We start from the raw sequence: 17,890 nt of genomic DNA, 5'->3' as shown, positions 1-17,890 counted from the left end.
GTATTTGTACCCCGTACATTAAATGTGGCCGCGGTTCCTGGTTGGCCGCCACCAAGGCTCACGTTTAAGTTAGGAACGAGTCCTTGTAATGCATCACCGAGATTTACAACGGGGCGGTTCTCTAATTTATCGCTGTTTACAGTAGCAATTGAACCTGTAAGGTTTATTTTTTTCTGCGTACCATAACCCACTACTACAACTTCGTTTAAGCCTTTTGATGAAGCCTCTAACGCAATATTAATTACAGCTTGTTTATTAACGGGTATTTCGGCAGTTGTATAACCTATATAAGATACCACCAATACACCATTGTCGGGTGCAACTATGGAGTAGGCACCGTTAACATCCGTTGCAACCCCATTAGGGCCACCTTTAACACGTATGGAAACCCCTATCAGGGCTTCACCTGTTGCCTTATCGGTAACTTTTCCATTTATGGTGATATCCTGGGCCGGTGTTATCACTTCATTTTTACTTTCGCTCTGTGGCATTGCTACAGGCTTAGGTACTAAAAGAATGTAGTTATTCCGCTGCTTATACATCAGGTCAGTTTGGCCTAATAAAAGCTTCAATGTTTCCTCTACCGTGCGGTTGCCAGCGGGCAGGGTAACATCGCTATATGCTTTAAGCTGATCGTTTTTATAAGCAAACCTAAAGTCGGTTTGTTTTTCTATTTGCTTTATAGCATACTTGAGGCTTTGATTTTTCACGCCCATAATTATGCTTATGTCCCTAATGGTTTGGCCATTTGTTACACGTGCTAACAGCATGTTACAACAAATAAGTAAAACTGTTAAGGTAATTGAAGTATACCTCATAATGCGAAGAAGTATTGTTAATGGTATGGCGCTCTTTTTTGGAACAGAAAAAAATTTAAGTAGTAAAAATTTCATAATTTTACTTTGATTTAAGCGGTTTTGGAAACTGGTTTAAACTCGACCGGTAACAGATCTCATACTTCTGTTACCTTACTAAAAGCCGTTGCGGTTGGCGCCGCAGCGGTTTCTTTTTTTATGATTTGCTATCATGATGATAGCTTTGATTGTGTTATTTTTTCTTCATGTTTTTTAAGTTTTTGGGTTAATATTTTTATTGAATTGTAATTTTTTTACCTTCCCTGTCATATTTAAAACCGGAAAGTTCACTCAGCACATTCATCACCTGATCAATATTTTCGTGCTTTAAGAATGAAGCGGTAAAACGATGAGTTTTAGCCTCAGCACCGGCAAAGTTTATCTGAACATCATACCAACGTTCAATTATCCTGGCAGCCTCGTCAAGTTTCATGTTATCAAATATCAAATCGCCGTTCATCCACCGTAATTTTGAAGCGTCAACCTTATATGTTTTCGCGTTACCATTCATTTGGTTATAACTTAAACACAGGTTGGGTGTTAACACACTTAATAATTTATTTGACAATCCAACACTTACCTTACCACGGGCTACTGTAACACTCATTTCATTGGAGCCATATGCTTTTACATTGAAAGCAGTGCCCAACACCTGGGTAAACACTTTGCCCGTATGAATAATGAATGGTTTTTTTGCATCATGGGCCACATCAAAATAAGCCTCGCCTTCCAGGTATAACTCTCTCTTGTTTCCTGTAAAACTGGAAGGGAACCGTAGTTTACTACCCGAGTTTACCCAAACCTGGGTACCATCGGGTAAGCTTATCTGTATCTTTTTGCCATTGGGCACTACCCGTTCCTGATAAACAACAGCCTGCTGTTGTGGAGTGGTGTTAATATGATAAGCGATATAAAAGCCAATGCTCAAAAAAACTAATAACCCTGCTGCAACCGATAGCCATTTTTTTAACCCAAAAACACGTTCCTCAGGTAACACAGTGCTTAAAGCAAATCTTGGGTCAGCAGTGATCTTTTGATATAAAAGCTTACTTTGTATATCATCAAAGGAATCACCTTCATTTAACCTATCCCACTCCTCCTCCATAAATTCATATAATTCATGATCGGATGCTGATCTGGAGATGTAGCTCATCAGCTCCTCAAAATCATTCCTGATTATATTATTTGCAGTATATTTTTTTAAAAGAAAACCTATACGTTCCTTATTCACAGTCTTAGCTTTAATTTATTTGGTCGCGGATATAGTGGTAATACACATTTGATTTAGTTTAGGACTATAGCTTGTTAAAATATTTTAAAAAGAAATTCTTTTTTTAAAATAACCACGTTCACCAATCAATAAAAATCTCAGAATATACTTTGTATTACAATTAGTTAGCTTGTTTTTACGTTAACCTGTAAGAATAACATTTTATCATAATGTTATATTGTTATTATCAAATCTTTTTTAGATTTGGTAAATTTAAAGTACTTAGCCCCTTACATATTAGTGAAGTTGTTGGAAAACCAAGGTGATGAATATGCTGCCCGTCTGAAAAATGATGACCAGGCCGCTTTTTACCTGGTATACAATATTTACAGCAAACGACTTTATAATTTTGCCTTTCGTTTTCTTAAAAACAAGGAATTGAGCGAAGAGGTTGTTCAGGAATCATTTTTAAACCTTTGGCTTAACCGGGCAAAACTAAATGAGGCTTATCCAATAGGGCCTTATCTGTTCAGCATTGGCCGGCGCGTAACCCTAAACTCATTACGGCAATTTACAACCTCAAAAGCCGGGTTAGAAAAACTATGGGAGTCCGTTACTTATTTACATAACGACACGGAAGAAACCGTACTGTTTAACAACTTGCAGGATTTTGCAGAAACCGCATTTAAAAACCTACCCAAACAACAACAACTGGTTTTTAGGCTTAGCCGGGAAGAAGGGTTAACATACGATGAAATTGCTGATCGATTACAGATTTCAAGAAACACGGTAAAAAATCATCTGATTGCAGCCCTTAAAAATCTAAGGGCGCAATTTTCACGGTCTGATATTGTTTATTTCCTTTTAATGGCACTTACTTTCCATTTTAAAAAGTGAGTAAACAGCTTTCTTAACTCAAAGCATCAGCAGCAAACTGCCTGCATATTTTCACTTCTTTTACAGCATCTGAGCCCTCGGGTATCTTGTATTCCAGTTCAATGGTAGCAGGGAATTTATAGCGGTTCTTTTTTATTAACTGCAACACTTCTTTTATTGGGGTATCGCCCTGTCCCCAGGGTTGGTTGGGGCCGTCGTTAAATTTACGGTCCTTAATGTGCATACTGGTTATACGGTCGTGGTATTTTTCAATAAACGGAACAGGGCTGCTGCTGGTACCCGCCACATAATGGCCAATATCTAAATTTATCCCATTATATTTCGATTGACTTAAGGCAGCATCCCAAAGCGTTGGGGTAGCCTGTGTATGTGCATGATAGCCCACCATCATTTTGTGTTTGGCGGCAATATCGCTAAGTCGTTTAGTCTGGGCTTCGTCTGGTAATTCAACGGTAACATGGCCCACGCCCAGTGCCTTGCCCGCATTAAAAGCATAGTCAATCTCGGCATCGCTATTGCGTGCTCCCAGTGCATTGGGTTTCCATGCGTATATGGTCACACCAGCATCATTAAACATTTTACGCAGCTCTTTAAATTTATCCATCGGAGCATTAGTACGCCATTCAGCTATTTTTTTATTAAAATCATCGGTGGCTGCTTTTTCTTCGGGCGTTTGCGGTCTTCCATATCCACCACCTTGCCTTTTAGGTGCACCGGCATATATCTCGGCGGCATCGCCCATTAGTTCAATAGCGTTTATATTGCAATCAATGCAGTATTTCAGCAGATCTTCAACTGTACCAGGCATACTGCGGAAGGAGTAGGTGATCACCCCTATCTGCACACCATTAATAACCGAATTGGGTTTGCCTGTACTGTTTAAAACAGAGGCGGCAAAAGATGTTTTTGACAATAACAAAAAGCCGGTTGCGGCAAGCGCACTGCTGCCAATAAACTGGCGTCTTGATAAATTATGCTTTTTCATGGTTTATATCCCGGGTTTGGTAATACGTTGGTTATACCAAAGTTATCAATTTATTGAAGTCTGCAAATTTTGTATTGAAACTGTTACCTGCTCATAAAAAAAGCCCGGCCACTACGGGCCGGGCTTCAAACTAAAAAAACAAATCAAAGGGTATTACTAAATTTATTTACTGATGGAATATAGTTGGTTAAAAAGCAATTTAAAGGTTCCGTGTGATTGTGCACGGAAGGTTATTTCGGGACCGAAAGCATATAACTCACCTTTGCCAACCGGAGCCACAAAAGCGGCTACACCGTCTTTTAAATAAGCCTGTCCCCATGCCCAGCCACTCCTTAGGGGTTTATCGGTGGCAAACCATGCAATTGGCTTTATTCCTTTTTCTACGGCTCCGCTATCTAATTTAAAAACCTGACTATTATCAAAATCAATATCAGCAACATTGGTCATGCCCCATGCGGCCGGTACCGTTGGGTCTACACTTACGCTCAGCACGCTACCGGGTACATAGTATTTTGTCCCTGGCAATGGCCTGTCTTCATTTTTACTGTTCTTTTCAACAAGCGCGTTATGAACCGGCAAGCCAAGGTGATAAGCCAGGTTTGTACTGCTACCTATGGTAACTACCGATCCTCCATCTTCCAGGAAGGTTTTAAGTTGAGGTATTGATTTTTCGGGGGTTATTTTACCCAGTCTGTTCCTGAACTCGGATGGTACTTCTTCTGGTTTTGGTTCTACGTTGCCAAATAAGCTTGCCCTGTTTACCCTTTCTCCGCCAACCGGAGGGATCCCTCTTGTTACAAAAATGATCACGTCATATTTGCTATGCAGATTACCTGCATCAACATCCTGCGGATAAATAACATCATACGGAAAATGATACTGCTCCAAAAGCCAGCGGAGCCAGCCGGAAGGTATGGAGCCACCATACATATCCCATAGTGCAATCTTCATAGACGAGATCTTTACAGCATCAGCAGGTTTCTGATCAGTTCCTGTAACTTTAACACCCAAAGTAGCTCCTGCCTTTTCCAGTACTGATTTGGCTTTTTCTCCTGCCGGGATAAAGAATGTTCCGGTTTCTGACATGCCAGAAGCGCCTTTTGGTAAGCGGTAAACTTCAACACCGGCTTTAAGCAGCTCATTAACGGCTATGAAAGAATTATTCACCTGCGAGCTTAACAAGTAGCCGGCACCTGCAGCAGCCACAACAGTTTGTTTTGCTGGCGATTGAATTTCGCCATAAGGGATACGTTGAAATGGTCCGTTAAAATCATCAAGGATACGGTCAAACTTAACACCCATTTGGAAAGCGAGTGTCCAGCCGGCAGCATCATAAGGTTTAATTGGCGGGCCTCCCGGATAAAGAAAATCATTTGGATGATCCTGTGGCTCAAACATATCTAATACATGCGGACGAAATGCCTGGTTGGTTTTCACGATATAAGAACCAGCCGGATAGTTTTTCCCGGCTACCGTAAAACCGGCGGTTGCCTTATTGATCTGGATACCTGCTTTGATCAACGCGTTAATGAACTTTGTTGCTGTAGGAAAATCTGGCTGATCGGCAGGAATAATATAACCTCTTGGATCGCGCAGTTCAGAGTTTTTCAGCACGGCATCGTAGTATTTGATCGGGATATTATTTCCTCTTGTACTCCAGCCCATCGGGTCGTCGGGGTTACCTCCGCCGGCAGCACCTGCATCGGGTTTGTCTGTACCTTTTTGATCATTCTTGTAAGCCTGCGTAATCGCGTCTGATCTTTTAGGCGATAGTGTCCAATTATCTTTATTACCACGATTAATGGCGTTTTTACCCATCCTGTAAATATTAAAAAGAACCTCATCATGCTGCCGGGCTGCATAATCAAGCACTGCATAGTTCAGGGATACAGAATAATCTATCGACTGGCGAAAATGCCAAACATCCTGTGGTAAAACCGGGTTTGGAGTGGCGCCGTTTGGAATAAGACGTTGCGGCACAACCGGAATTTTTTCGGGCGTAGGATTACCAATTATCTCCGTTAATAAGCCGATCATGTTGTGGAACTGTGTGGTGGTACGCAAACCGCCGTTATACCAGGTAGAAAAACTTGAACCGGTTAAGCGTGTATATCCCGGTTTGTTCTCGGTATTTAGCCTGCTGTACATTGCCGCGCCAAGCGCGTCTATCCCCGTGATCATTAAAGGATCAAATACATAATTGAACGGATCGCGGTAAGGCGGCCCTGCCAGTACGGAACCCTCTGGTCCTCTTTGATGATGATTGTACATAATTTGAGGGAACCACTCCAGGAACAACTGATGGTTCATGTTGGTGCTTTCTTTAGTGTTCATCATGTAAAAATCCCGGTTATTATCATGCCCTATATATTTCTCATACAGGCGCGGGATGTTGAGGTTCCGTTTCTTAGGGTCACTTTCCTGCATGTACCAGTTCGATACCAATTCCATTCCGTCAGGATTGGCATGTGTCATCAGGATGATCACATTATCCAGGATCCGCATGGTTTCCGGGTCTTTGCGGCTTATCAACTGATACATGGTCTCGATCAATTGGTGGGCCCCAACAACTTCTGTAGCGTGCAAACCACCATCTATCCAAACAACGGCTTTACCTTTGGCCGCCATGGCAAGCGCCTGCTGCTCTGAAACGCCTTCGGCACGGGCAAGCTTTTGCGAGATCTCTTTATATTTATTCAGGTTCTTAATGTTTGCGGGCGACGATACGATCATCATATATTGGTGACGTCCTTCTTCGGTGAGGCCAATATCAACCAGCTTGGTGCGGTTGGATGCTGCGGCTAACTTTTTAAAGTATTCCGCAGATTTGGTATAGTTGGTTAGTTTATAATCATCCCCAATATTAAAGCCAAAAAAGCTTTTGGGCGATGGTATAGTTTGTGCTGCTGCAATAGAAGCCCACAGGCATAACAATGCAACGAGAGCATAACAATTTTTAATTTTCATAAGATAAGTTTTAGTTGTATAGCATGGTAATTATTCATTTTTAATAAATCATTTACGATAGTCTAATGCAGGTTTCCTATTACCAAGCATGGCATCATACTTAAAATCCGCGCCTCTTTTATCAGCCAGTTCTACATTGGCTTTCTTCACCAGTTCCGGGTTTTTAAACAGGTCATACGCCGAAAGAGCCAGGGTTTTAGCAGCCACCATCATTCCTTTGGTACCAATACTACTACCCGAAGCGGCCACATTTTGCCAGCTATGGCCTGATGAACCGGGTACAAATGTTGCTGCAATAAAACCAGCCGTAGGAACAGTCCAGCTTACATCGCCCACATCCGAAGAAGCACCACCCGCTTCGGTTGAAACGCTAAAAGGTTTAATTTTTTCGGTTTCTGCTAAAGGAATGGTTTTACTATTGCCCGTTAAGGTGGCCTGAATCTTTTCGGCAAACTGTTTTTCTAATTCGGTATATGTAAATCCTTTTACAAGCCGCAGATTATTATCCATCACTTTGGATAAGGTTAAGTTTGGCAACATATTATATACGCCGCCAATCACTTCATAATCCATCCGGGTGCCGGTGCCCAAAGCCGCGCCCTCGGCTGCTTTTACCACCCGTTCCCAGATCTCTTTAACGGTTTGCATTTCAGGGTTCCGTACATAATAATAAACCTCAGCAAAAGCAGGCACCACATTAGGTGCTTCTCCGCCATGCGTAATTACGTAATGGATTCGTGTAGCTGAAGGGATATGCTCACGCATCATGTTCACCATATTGTCCATTGCCTCAACGGCATCCAATGCCGACCGCCCTTTTTCGGGTGCTCCCGACGCATGTGAAGCAACCCCGTAAAATCTGAACTTAGCATTTTTATTAGCAAGCCAGGGTTCGATTGCCGCCGAGTTTTCGTTACCCGGATGCCAGTGCAGTGCGGCGTTTACATCATTAAAAAGTCCAGCCCTTACCATATACACTTTGCCTGATCCGCCCTCTTCCGCGGGACAGCCATATAAGCGGATGGTCCCTTTTGTGCCTGAATTTTTAAGCCAGTCTTTAACCGCGATAGCTGCCGCCACTGATGCGGTACCGAATAAATTATGGCCGCAACCGTGTCCTGCTGCACCGCTGACCAATGCTTTCTGCTCGGGTTGGTCTATATTGGATAAACCTGGCAATGCATCAAACTCTGCCAGGATACCAATAACGGGTTCGCCACTGCCATAAGAAGCCACAAATGCGGTAGGAATATCAGCAACGCCTGCTTTTACATCAAAACCGGCATTTTTTAGTTGATCCTGAAGTAAAGCGGAACTTTTTACTTCCTGATAACCCGGCTCTGCGTAACCCCATATCTGATGGGCAATGTTAGCATATGCTGCTTCCTTACCCTGTATGGAAGCTATGATTTTTTCTTTCTCCGCGTTTTTCTGTGCAGAGGCTATAAGCGCAATGCCCGAGAAAAAACTAAGTAATATGATTCTTTTAATCATGAAAAAACGTTTTGATATTTTGTTAAATCATCAATATAATTTTGCTCGCATTACTTACTGGAATACAGCTGGTTAAATAATAACCGGAATGTACTTTGCGCCTGACCACGAAAAGTGATCTCGGGACCAAAAGCATACAGTTTGCCAGCACCTACCGGGGCTACAAAAGCAGCAACGCCATCTTTTAAATAGGCTTGCCCCCATGCCCAACCGCTATGCAATGGTTTATCGGTATCAAACCAGGCCAGCCGTTTTACACCTTTTGCCGCGGCATCATCATCCAATTTAAATACCGGGCTCCTGTCAAAATCAACATCATTTTCGGCGGGCATACCATAATTGGCAGGCTCTGTGGTTTCAAAACGGGTGTGTAGTAAACTACCTGGTATGTAATATTTCAATGCCGAGATCGGGCGATCCTTACCATTAGGCCCCTTAGTCACCAAGGCATTATGTACAGGTAAACCTAAATGATAAGCCAGGTTAGTACTTGTCCCAATGGTTACTATTGTACCGCCGCTTTCCATGAATTTTTTAAGCTGGGGGATTGATTTTTCAGCCKTGATCTTACCAAGCCACGGCCGGAATTCTGCGACTACAGAATCGGGTTTGGGTTGCCTGTCAGGATATTCACTGCGCTCGGCCCTGCCAACCGGTGGGATAGCACCGGTAACAAATATCAGTACATCGTATTTTTTCCTCAGATCGCCGGCATCAACTTCCTGCGGATAAATGATCTGATAGTTGTAGTGGTATTGTTCCATTAACCAGCGCACCCAACCCGATGGAATAGAACCGCCATAAGTATTCCAGATGCCAATTCGTGTCGGCGAAATTTTAACAGCGCCCGCCGGGGCTTTTTCTATACCGGAAACTTTAAGCCCAAAACCCGATGTTTCTTTAGCAAGCACCGTTTTTGCCTGGGCCGAAGCAGGAATATAAAATGTACCGGGTCCGTCACCCGGTTTATCACTTATACCGTTTGGCAAGCGGTAAACTTTAACACCGGCTTTAAGCAGGTCATTAACCGCTATAAATCCGTTGTTGATGGATGGGCTAATCAGGTAACCGGCCTTTGCTGTAGTTGTAAGACTTAGCGGTGGAGGTGATTGCAGATCGCCATAAGCTATTTTTTGAAACGGTCCGTCAAAACCTTCTACCATACGATCAAACTTAACGCCCATTTGAAAAGCCAATGTCCAGCCGGCGGCATCGTAAGGTTTTATTGGTGGGCCACCCTCATATTGAAAATCGTTAGGGTGATCCTGCGGCTCAAACATATCGATCACATGCGGACGGAAAGCCTGGTCTGTTTTAACAATGTATGATCCGGCAGGGTAGCTTTTGCCTGCTACTGTAAAATCAGCGGTGGCCTTTTCTATCTGGATGCCCGATAAAAGCAGGGAATTAATAAATTTCACTGCAGTTGGGAAATCAGTTTGATCAGCCGGGATAATATACCCACGTGCATCGCGGTTCTTAGGATCCTTTAATACCTGATCATAGTATTTGGCCGGAATATCGCCTTCCCTGCCAAAAGCAAACTCGCCCGATTGGTTGGTACTGCTATCCTTTTTTGCTGGCTTTTTCTCATTTTTATAAGCCATTTTTATGGAATCAATGAATTTTGGATAAAACGTCCAGTGATCACTGTTACCACGCTCAATGGAGTTTTTACCCATACGATAGATATTGTACAACAATTCACTACGGTAACGGGCCGCATAATCCAACACCGCATAGTTCAGCGAAACTGAATAATCAATTGATTGACGGAAATGCCATTTTTGAGGAACTATTGGATTGGGTGTTGCTCCGTTAGGAATTAAGCGTTCAGGAACCAAAGCAACAGTCTCCGGAGTTGGGTTTCCTATAATTTCGGTAAGCAAGCCTACCATATTATGAAAATACGGCGTAGTACGCAGGCCGCCATTCCACCAGGTAGAAAACTGGGAACCTGCACGTTGTGTATAACCGGGTTTCCCCTCCACATTCAGCCGGTTATTCATGGCGGCGCCAACAGCATCAATACTGGTTACAATCAGCGGGTCAAACACATAGTTAAACGGATCGCGGTAAGGAGGCCCAGCCAATACTGACCCGGCCGGACCACGCTGGTGGTGGTTATACATGATCTGTGGTATCCATTCTACAAACAGCTGGCGGCTGATGTTCTGGCTTTCCTTCATGTTCATCATGTAAAAGTCCCGGTTATTGTCATGCCCAACATATTTTTGCCATAAACGGGGCACATTGGTATTACGTTTTTTAGGATCTTTTTCGCCCATGTACCAGTTTGATACCAGCTCCTGCCCATCAGGATTGGCATGTGCCAGCAGGATAATATCGTTCTTTAAAATATTCTGCGTTTCCTCGTCATTGCGGCTCACCAGCTGCCACATAGTTTCAATTAGTTGATGCGCGCCTACCACTTCGGTGGCATGTAAGCCGCCATCAATCCATATTACTGATTTCCCTTCGGATGCAAGGCTTTTGGCTTGCTCATCTGTAAGCCCATCGGCGTGGGCCAGCTTTTGGGAAATATCTTTATAATGATCAAGCTTTTTTAAATTTTCAGGCGAGGAAACGATGAGCATATATTGGTGCCGCCCCTCTTCGGTCATACCAATATCTACCAACCGGGTACGATCAGAAGCAGCCAGTTTCTTAAAATACGCTTCCGTTTGCGTATAATTTGCCAGCTGATAATCATCCCCAATATTAAAACCAAAGTGCTCCTTTGGTGAAGGAACTGTTTGCGCCTGAGATACCGCCGCGTAAAAAAGCATGGGTAAAAGAAGCATCCGGTTAAGTTTTCTTATCATGATCTATTGTTTAATAATGTTTAGTTTTTAGTTTGAATTATTTTGACACGCCAGCCTCGGTCAGCAACAATAACAATGCACGTTGCGTGGCTATATAAGCCTTTTTATCATCAAGCCACCATTCGCCCAAAGCATGTGCACCGCCCGATTTACCACCACTGCCAATTGTTACCGCCGGGATACCTTTTGAAATAGGGATATTTGAATTGGTTGAGCCTACCCCTAAACTGGGCGATGCCTGTAAAAAGCTGGCTGTGGCAATAGCACGCTGCACAAATGGAATGCTGGGATCTTCCATTCCCGAAGGGCGCTCGCCAATTAATTTTACATCAACTGCAAGGTTAGGCCCCAAACGTTTCATTTGGTTTTCTTCTGCAAGAGCCTTCTGAACGGCGTCCTGCAGCATTTTATCTATCCCTGCCAGGCGCTCCGGACTTTCGGACCGCATATCAACTTCCATCCATGATTCAAAAGGAATGGAGTTAACAGAAGTACCACCGCCAATAACACCCACATTATAGGTAACCCGTACCCCTTTTTCACGTGTAAACTTGTCTGCATCCAATACCCAGTAATGAATAGCACGGGCTAACGCGTTATGCGGATTAGCCAATCCAAATGCTCCAGATGAATGACCACCCAAACCTTTATAGGTAATACGGTAACGATGTGAACCCAGGCCACGGTGCACTATCCTATCTACGCTGGTGCCATCTATGGCGATATAAGAGTCAATTTTAGCCGGCCGCGATTCGCTGAACAGGTTTTTTACACCGCGCAAGTCGCCCTGCCCTTCTTCCCCTACCGCGCCTACAAACAACATATCCGCATCTGTTTTTATGTCAGCCTTTTTCACCGCCTTAAGTACCGTGAGTACTACGGCAAGCGCCCTGGTATCGTCAGATATGCCGGGAGCATATAAAGTATCGCCTTTATGAACCACTTTAACATCGGTTCCTTCGGGAAAAACGGTATCCATGTGCCCTTCCAGTGCAACTGTTTTTTTACCCTTTCGGCCTTTAACTTTACCTATTACATTCCCTGCTGTATCAATCCACACAGAATCTGCTCCGGCAGCCTTTAGCATTTCGGCAAATTTCTTAGCCCTCACCGTTTCTTTATATGGAGGCGCTGGTATTTCAGTAAGCAATATATGATCTTCCAGTGTTTGCGGCTGCAGGTCAACAATGGTTTGCAGCGCTTTTTTTACGGGCGATTTTCCGGCTATGGTACTTACCTCCTGGCTATACTGCTTGCCGGCAATAACTATTTTTTTTACTTCCGGGGCTTCTTCCTGGGCGTATAATTTGGGCGCAGCTCCTGCTATCAATAAAAACATTGCTGCCTTTATCGTACTTTTTTTGATAATGCTCATGCTATATTTTTTACAGATTGAATTTCAATTTACCCGTAACCGCAACGGCTACGGGTTTAAAATATTTATACCTGGTTACTGGCTTTTAAACCTTGCACCGGTACGGCAATCACCGGGTTCACCACGTGCTTCATCAACAATGTTATTAAAGAAGGTAACTATCCGGCTACCATCATTCAGGTTAAGTATAAACTTGAATAAAAAGTAATCATTTACCTTAACATCACTCAAGGCAATCCCATTTATGCTTGCCAATTGAGCTGCTGTGAACGTATACGTTTTAGGGAACTCTGTAACCGTATCAAACAACTTATCGTTTGCGCCAACAATGCTGGGCAGCGGGAACTGGGCAATATTTGGATACTGGTTCCCCGGATAAGATATGACGATAGGATAAGCGGGGACACTTGCTTCGGCCCTGTTAAAACTGCTGTATACTTCAATGGATTTTACACCGCTTGTTCCCAGGGCTTCCCAGTTTAATGCGAATGAAAATTGTTCGGCTGCAAGATTTGGGTCTTTCAGGTTAAAAAAGACCACTTTAGCAGCCTGCCGGGTTGGTAATGCCGATTTTGTGGTATCAATTTTAACCGTAGGGACGGCAGTATAAGTGTAGTCCTCCCATTCGTAATGAACTTTCTTACAGGCAACTAATCCCAGCAAGATCAACGACATGGCCAGTAGGAGATTTTTCATATATGTTTTAGTTTGGTAATACTTCATGTTTATTTAGTTAGGTTCAATAAATTATAAGTCAACCATGTTATTTATCCCAAAAAACAGGCGTTATCTGCTGCGCTACCTGAATCTGGCTACCATTAGCGCTAAAAAAGGTATTGGCAGACAGTTCTGTTTGCGAGTAATAAAGCCGAAGCGGAAATACATTTAACGGAGACAACAGCGGACGCAAAACCGGCAGGCCAGTTCGTCTGTAATCATTATACCCTTCCATACCATTGCCGTAATCAGCAATATATTTTTGTGTCATAACCAGGTTTAGCTTTCCACTGTTATCCGCGGCATCATATTGCTCAAGCAGCCTGTTTACAAAACCCGTTATGGCTGACCCGGATAATGTAGCGCCGCCATTTGTTGCCGCATAACTACTTACGCTATTTAAATTTGCGGTAACGCCATCACTAAAATTCTGGCGGGCATCATCACCTGTAGCTAAGGTCAATGCGGCTTCGGCCCTGATAAATTTAACCATCGCGTTAGTGATCAATGGCATGATCCCTGCACCTGTACCATCTGTAACGGCTACCACTTTTGCCGCGCCGGTAGCGCCGGTGTTGGTGAGGTAAAGGTTTGTTAACGGCAGGTTATTAATAGGGGTGTTATCGTATAATCCCCCAGCCGGATAGATCCCAAAAACTGATCTGCGGGATTGATCGGCCGGAGCAGCTGTACCATCGCCCGGGTTACGCCCGTAATAGCCATTACTATTGGTTGAGTTATTTAAGCCGGCAGTTGCATTTTGCCTGAAGATAAAATAACGCAAGCGCGGATCATCGCCATTAAATAACAGGTCCATCCATGATTGGCTTGCATAAAAAGTTTTACCAGCCTGGTAATCGGCACGGTGCCATGGATGACGGTTGTTTGGGTTTTGGTTGGATCCGAATTTAAAAGTAAAGTCAAGGCTATTACTGCTAATTAAAGGTGCCCCGCCGCTTATCAAACCTTTAATAGCTGTAGCCGATTTGGCAGGATCAACCAAACGGATCTGGTTATATAACTTTAGCTTTAATGAATTAGCCATACTGATCCATGAGCTTTTAGTGCCTGTATAAAACACATCTGAAGTTGCCGGAACCAGCGATACTGCTGTTATTTTATTTGCATCGGCAATGCCCTCATCTATTAAAACCAGTAGCTTTTCATAAATGTCTGCTCCTTTATCTAAACCGGGACTGGCGTTTGCCTGACCTTTTTCTGCCGATAAGTAAGGAATATCGCCCCACATATCAACCATTAAGCTGTACAGATAGGCCTTTTCGAATTTAGCAATGGCTACATACCCCCACTGCTGCTGTGTTGTTCCGTTACCAATAACCAATTCCAGATCATTCAGGGTTTGACTGTAAAAGCCATCCCATGAATTGCTAAAATCTGTTCCCTGCTGCTGAAAACGACTTTGGCCGGTAGAGAATACCGTTTGCTGTACAAAGGTTGATGTACCACTGTTAAGCTGGTACATATTACCTACCAGGGATATCTGGGTAGATGGTAATAAAAGTGCTAACTGTGCTGTTGTAGGATTATTGGGGTCGGCGTTTATATCTACAAATTTTTTGCAGGAACTGCTCACCAGCAAAATCCCTGTTAGCAGTAAAATGTATCTTTTATTTCTGAGTTTCATAAAAATACCTAATTTAAATACGTTTAATTTTAATGCTTAAAAGCTGACTCTGAGGTTAATACCAAATCTTTTAGTTGTAGGAACAGCAAGGTTATCATACCCCTGTGAATTACCCACACCTAATGAACTTACTTCAGGATCAAAATTTGTGTATTTAGGAAAGTTTGGCGCATAGTACCAAAGATTCCGCCCGCTCACAGAAATAGACGCCGAGCCGAATGGTGTTCCTTTTAATAGATTTTTTGGTAACTGATAAGAAAAAGATACTTCCCTGAGACGAAATACGGTAGCATCAAATATGGAACCTTCATCAACACCTCCGGGCCCTAAACCACCACTGAAGAAATAATCCTCATAAGATATAGCAACATTATTAGGGATCTCTTTACCGTTAGCATCACGTAATGGCTGTAAAGTTGAAGCATTACCGAGTACTCCCGGTGATACAATTGCAATTTCCCGGTGTTCTGTATCTTTAGTAACACCGCGCGCCATCATTTGCCCAACGGTATTGGAGTAAATTTCACCACCTTTCTTCCAGTCAAACAAAATGCCTAAAGAGAAATTCTTAAAAGTAAAGCTGTTGGTAACACCCAATATAAAATCGGGATTAGGATTACCAATAGCTTGTAATGAACCTGAAATAAGTGGCTTCCCGGTATTAGGATCAATCAGGATATTACCTGTATCATCGCGTGCATAAGCCGTTCCATATATTAAACCATAAGGCCGGCCTACAATATGTACGCTGCTTGTGCCACTGGCTCCCCCGAAAACAAATTGCTTGTAACCGCCCAGATCATTAATAACGTTACGGTTGCGGGTAAATACAGTTGATACATCCCAGTTAAAACCTTTGGGCGAACGGAAGGGTGAAAAATTAAGCCCTACTTCAACACCTTTATTGGTGGCCCTACCCAAATTCAATATCTGCGTGGTAAAGCCTGATGAAGGCGCCGCGGTTACTTCAAATATTTGCGACGTGCTTTTTTTGCTGTAGTAAGTAAAATCCAAACCAATACGGTTATCAAAAAACTGCAGCTCGGTACCTACTTCAAGCTCTGTAATAAATTCGGGCTTTAAATTATCGTTGGTAAGCAAGTTTGCCAGGGTAACCGAATTGTAGGTACTGCCACCAGCAGGTGTAAAGGGTGTACCTATAGAACCGATACCTGAAGATGCTCCTAAAGGTGAATTGATCAGGTAAAACTCGGCCGTCTGGTAGGCGGAAGCCTCATTCCCTACGCGGGTATAACCTGCTCTTATTTTACCAAAATTCAGAATGTTATCAGGTATTTTTAATGCCCTGGTAAATATGAGCGATCCATTGGCGCCGCCATAAAAATAACTCCTGTTATTTGCCGGCAAGGTAGATGATATATCATTACGGCCAACAAGGTTTAACGAAGCGTAGTTTTTATAATCTAAGGTAATGTCTGTAAAAAACGCGTAAAAACGTTGCTCCAAAATGTTGCGGTTATTTACCAGCTGAACCGGGGTTACCGAACTTGTATTGGTGATGGTATTCAGATCTGCAACTATCATTCCGTCGCCATAAAAGGCCTTACGGTTTGTTTCGCGCTGGTTAATGTTGTTACCTAAAATCCATTTTAATGTCAGATTGTTATTAATCGCTTTATTAACGGTAACCAAGAAGGTATTATCAAGCTCCTGGCGATAAATATCATCAGTAGTTATACTTCCGTTAGGGTATGAAGAAGACCCTTTACCTCTTACATTTACTCTCCTGTCTGTATAAGCGTTAAAGCCCGCGGTATTTTGAATGTTTAACCAGGGCAGCGGATCAAATCCGAGTACCAGGTTTCCGTAATACCTGTCGACATTACTGGTAGAGACACTGTGTTTAACAGACCAGTAAGGATTGTCGACTCCTGTATAATCATATACATTGGTACCATCAATTGGGTTTTCGAAAGGGTAATGAGTAAGATCATAACTGGTAGGCGTATACATTAACGCCGACATGATAGAGCCTGTAGAACCCCCGATAGGCGGAGTTTTTTGATCGGTGGTTACATAGTTAATAGAACCGCTTGCATAAAATTTGTTTTCAAGCTTTATGTTGCCACCTATGTTGATAGATGTACGGTTAATTTCGTTATTAGGTACCACGCCGGTGTTGGTGGTTCTGGATACACCGGCGGTAAAGTTTCCTTTTTCGCTACCCGAAGATATATTAACCGCATTTTCATACACACTTCCTGTTTGAAAAAAGTTTTTTACATTTTCTTTAGCGTATGATTTATAGGGTACCTGGATAGGTGTTATTCCATCGGCCTCATAAAACTGCGGAAATACCGCAGAGCTGAATTGCCTTGTTAGCTGAGCCGGAACTGTTGACCGCGTTGGCAAAATGCTTGGAATACCTTCAAATGGTTGCCCCCACGATGCATAAACCCCTTGCCTGTAATCGTTATTAGTACCCTGCCCGTAGCTGGTTTGATAATCAGGCAAGCCGGATACATTTTCAAACGCGTATGAGGTGCTGTACGTAATTTCTGTTCCTTTGCGGCTTTGTTTTTTTCCGGATTTGGTAGTTATAATAACAGCCCCGTTAGCAGCTCTTGAACCGTATAAGGCAGCTGCTGCAGCACCTTTTAATACAGTCATGCTTTGGATGTTATTAGGATCAAGGTCAAATGCCCGGTTGGTAACACCCGATGCGCCAACACTGGTTGCACCTACGTTTGTAAAGCTGGAGTTATCAAACGGAACACCATCAACAACAAATAAGGGTTGATTATTGCCGTTTAGGGATGAGTTACCACGGATAGTGATATTGGTACCCCCACCGGCAACCCCGCCTGATGACTGAATATTAACACCGGCAACTTTGCCCGTTAATGCCCTTAGGGGATCGGGCTCTGATTTTTGAGCCAGCTTGTCGGCATTTACTGTAC

General features: G+C 43.1%; 11 protein-coding genes. 1 reads left to right on the top strand and 10 read right to left on the bottom strand.

The annotated features are described in order from the left end of the window. On the bottom strand, positions 1–770 hold a 770-nt coding region (locus AC1DRQ_RS23990; RefSeq protein ID WP_477427542.1), incomplete at its 3' end, for an STN domain-containing protein. Between the two features lie 319 nt (positions 771–1,089). Continuing rightward, positions 1,090–2,085 (bottom strand): FecR family protein, encoded by a 996-nt coding sequence (locus AC1DRQ_RS23985; protein ID WP_477427540.1) that lies wholly within the window; start codon positions 2,083–2,085, stop codon positions 1,090–1,092. Positions 2,086–2,373: 288 nt separating this feature from the next. Between AC1DRQ_RS23985 and AC1DRQ_RS23980 the strand changes: the two genes are divergently transcribed. Continuing rightward, complete coding sequence (locus AC1DRQ_RS23980; protein ID WP_477427538.1) at positions 2,374–2,961, top strand: RNA polymerase sigma factor; 588 nt, start codon at positions 2,374–2,376, stop codon at positions 2,959–2,961. A gap of 13 nt (positions 2,962–2,974) precedes the next feature. Here AC1DRQ_RS23980 and AC1DRQ_RS23975 read toward each other — a convergent pair whose 3' ends face one another. The 8 genes from AC1DRQ_RS23975 to AC1DRQ_RS23940 all read right to left on the bottom strand — a co-directional run. Further along, entirely contained in the window at positions 2,975–3,946 is a 972-nt protein-coding gene (locus AC1DRQ_RS23975) for a sugar phosphate isomerase/epimerase family protein (RefSeq protein ID WP_477427536.1), read from the bottom strand. A 162-nt stretch (positions 3,947–4,108) separates the two neighbouring features. After that, on the bottom strand, positions 4,109–6,913 hold the full coding sequence (locus tag AC1DRQ_RS23970; protein WP_477427534.1) for a M14 family metallopeptidase: 2,805 nt from the start codon (positions 6,911–6,913) through the stop codon (positions 4,109–4,111). A 48-nt stretch (positions 6,914–6,961) separates the two neighbouring features. Then, positions 6,962–8,407: an amidohydrolase gene (locus tag AC1DRQ_RS23965; protein ID WP_477427532.1), complete on the bottom strand. Its 1,446-nt coding sequence runs from the start codon at positions 8,405–8,407 to the stop codon at positions 6,962–6,964. Positions 8,408–8,457: 50 nt separating this feature from the next. Then, entirely contained in the window at positions 8,458–11,232 is a 2,775-nt protein-coding gene (locus AC1DRQ_RS23960) for a M14 family metallopeptidase (protein ID WP_477427530.1), read from the bottom strand. Between the two features lie 37 nt (positions 11,233–11,269). Next, positions 11,270–12,607 carry a M20/M25/M40 family metallo-hydrolase gene (locus AC1DRQ_RS23955; RefSeq protein ID WP_477427527.1) on the bottom strand — a complete coding sequence of 446 codons (1,338 nt, stop codon included), beginning with the start codon at positions 12,605–12,607 and terminating at the stop codon, positions 11,270–11,272. A 75-nt stretch (positions 12,608–12,682) separates the two neighbouring features. Further along, positions 12,683–13,303, bottom strand: a complete 621-nt coding sequence (locus AC1DRQ_RS23950) for a hypothetical protein (protein ID WP_477427525.1) — start codon at positions 13,301–13,303, stop codon at positions 12,683–12,685. 67 nt (positions 13,304–13,370) lie between these two features. Further along, a complete protein-coding gene (locus tag AC1DRQ_RS23945) occupies positions 13,371–14,969 on the bottom strand; it encodes a SusD/RagB family nutrient-binding outer membrane lipoprotein (RefSeq protein ID WP_477427523.1) in 1,599 nt (532 codons plus the stop codon). A gap of 36 nt (positions 14,970–15,005) precedes the next feature. Next, a partial coding sequence (locus AC1DRQ_RS23940; protein WP_477427521.1) for a SusC/RagA family TonB-linked outer membrane protein occupies positions 15,006–17,890 on the bottom strand: 2,885 nt, incomplete at its 5' end.

Source organism: Mucilaginibacter sp. P4_E8 (genome assembly GCF_056401495.1).
This window is presented reverse-complemented; position numbering and strand designations above follow the sequence as displayed.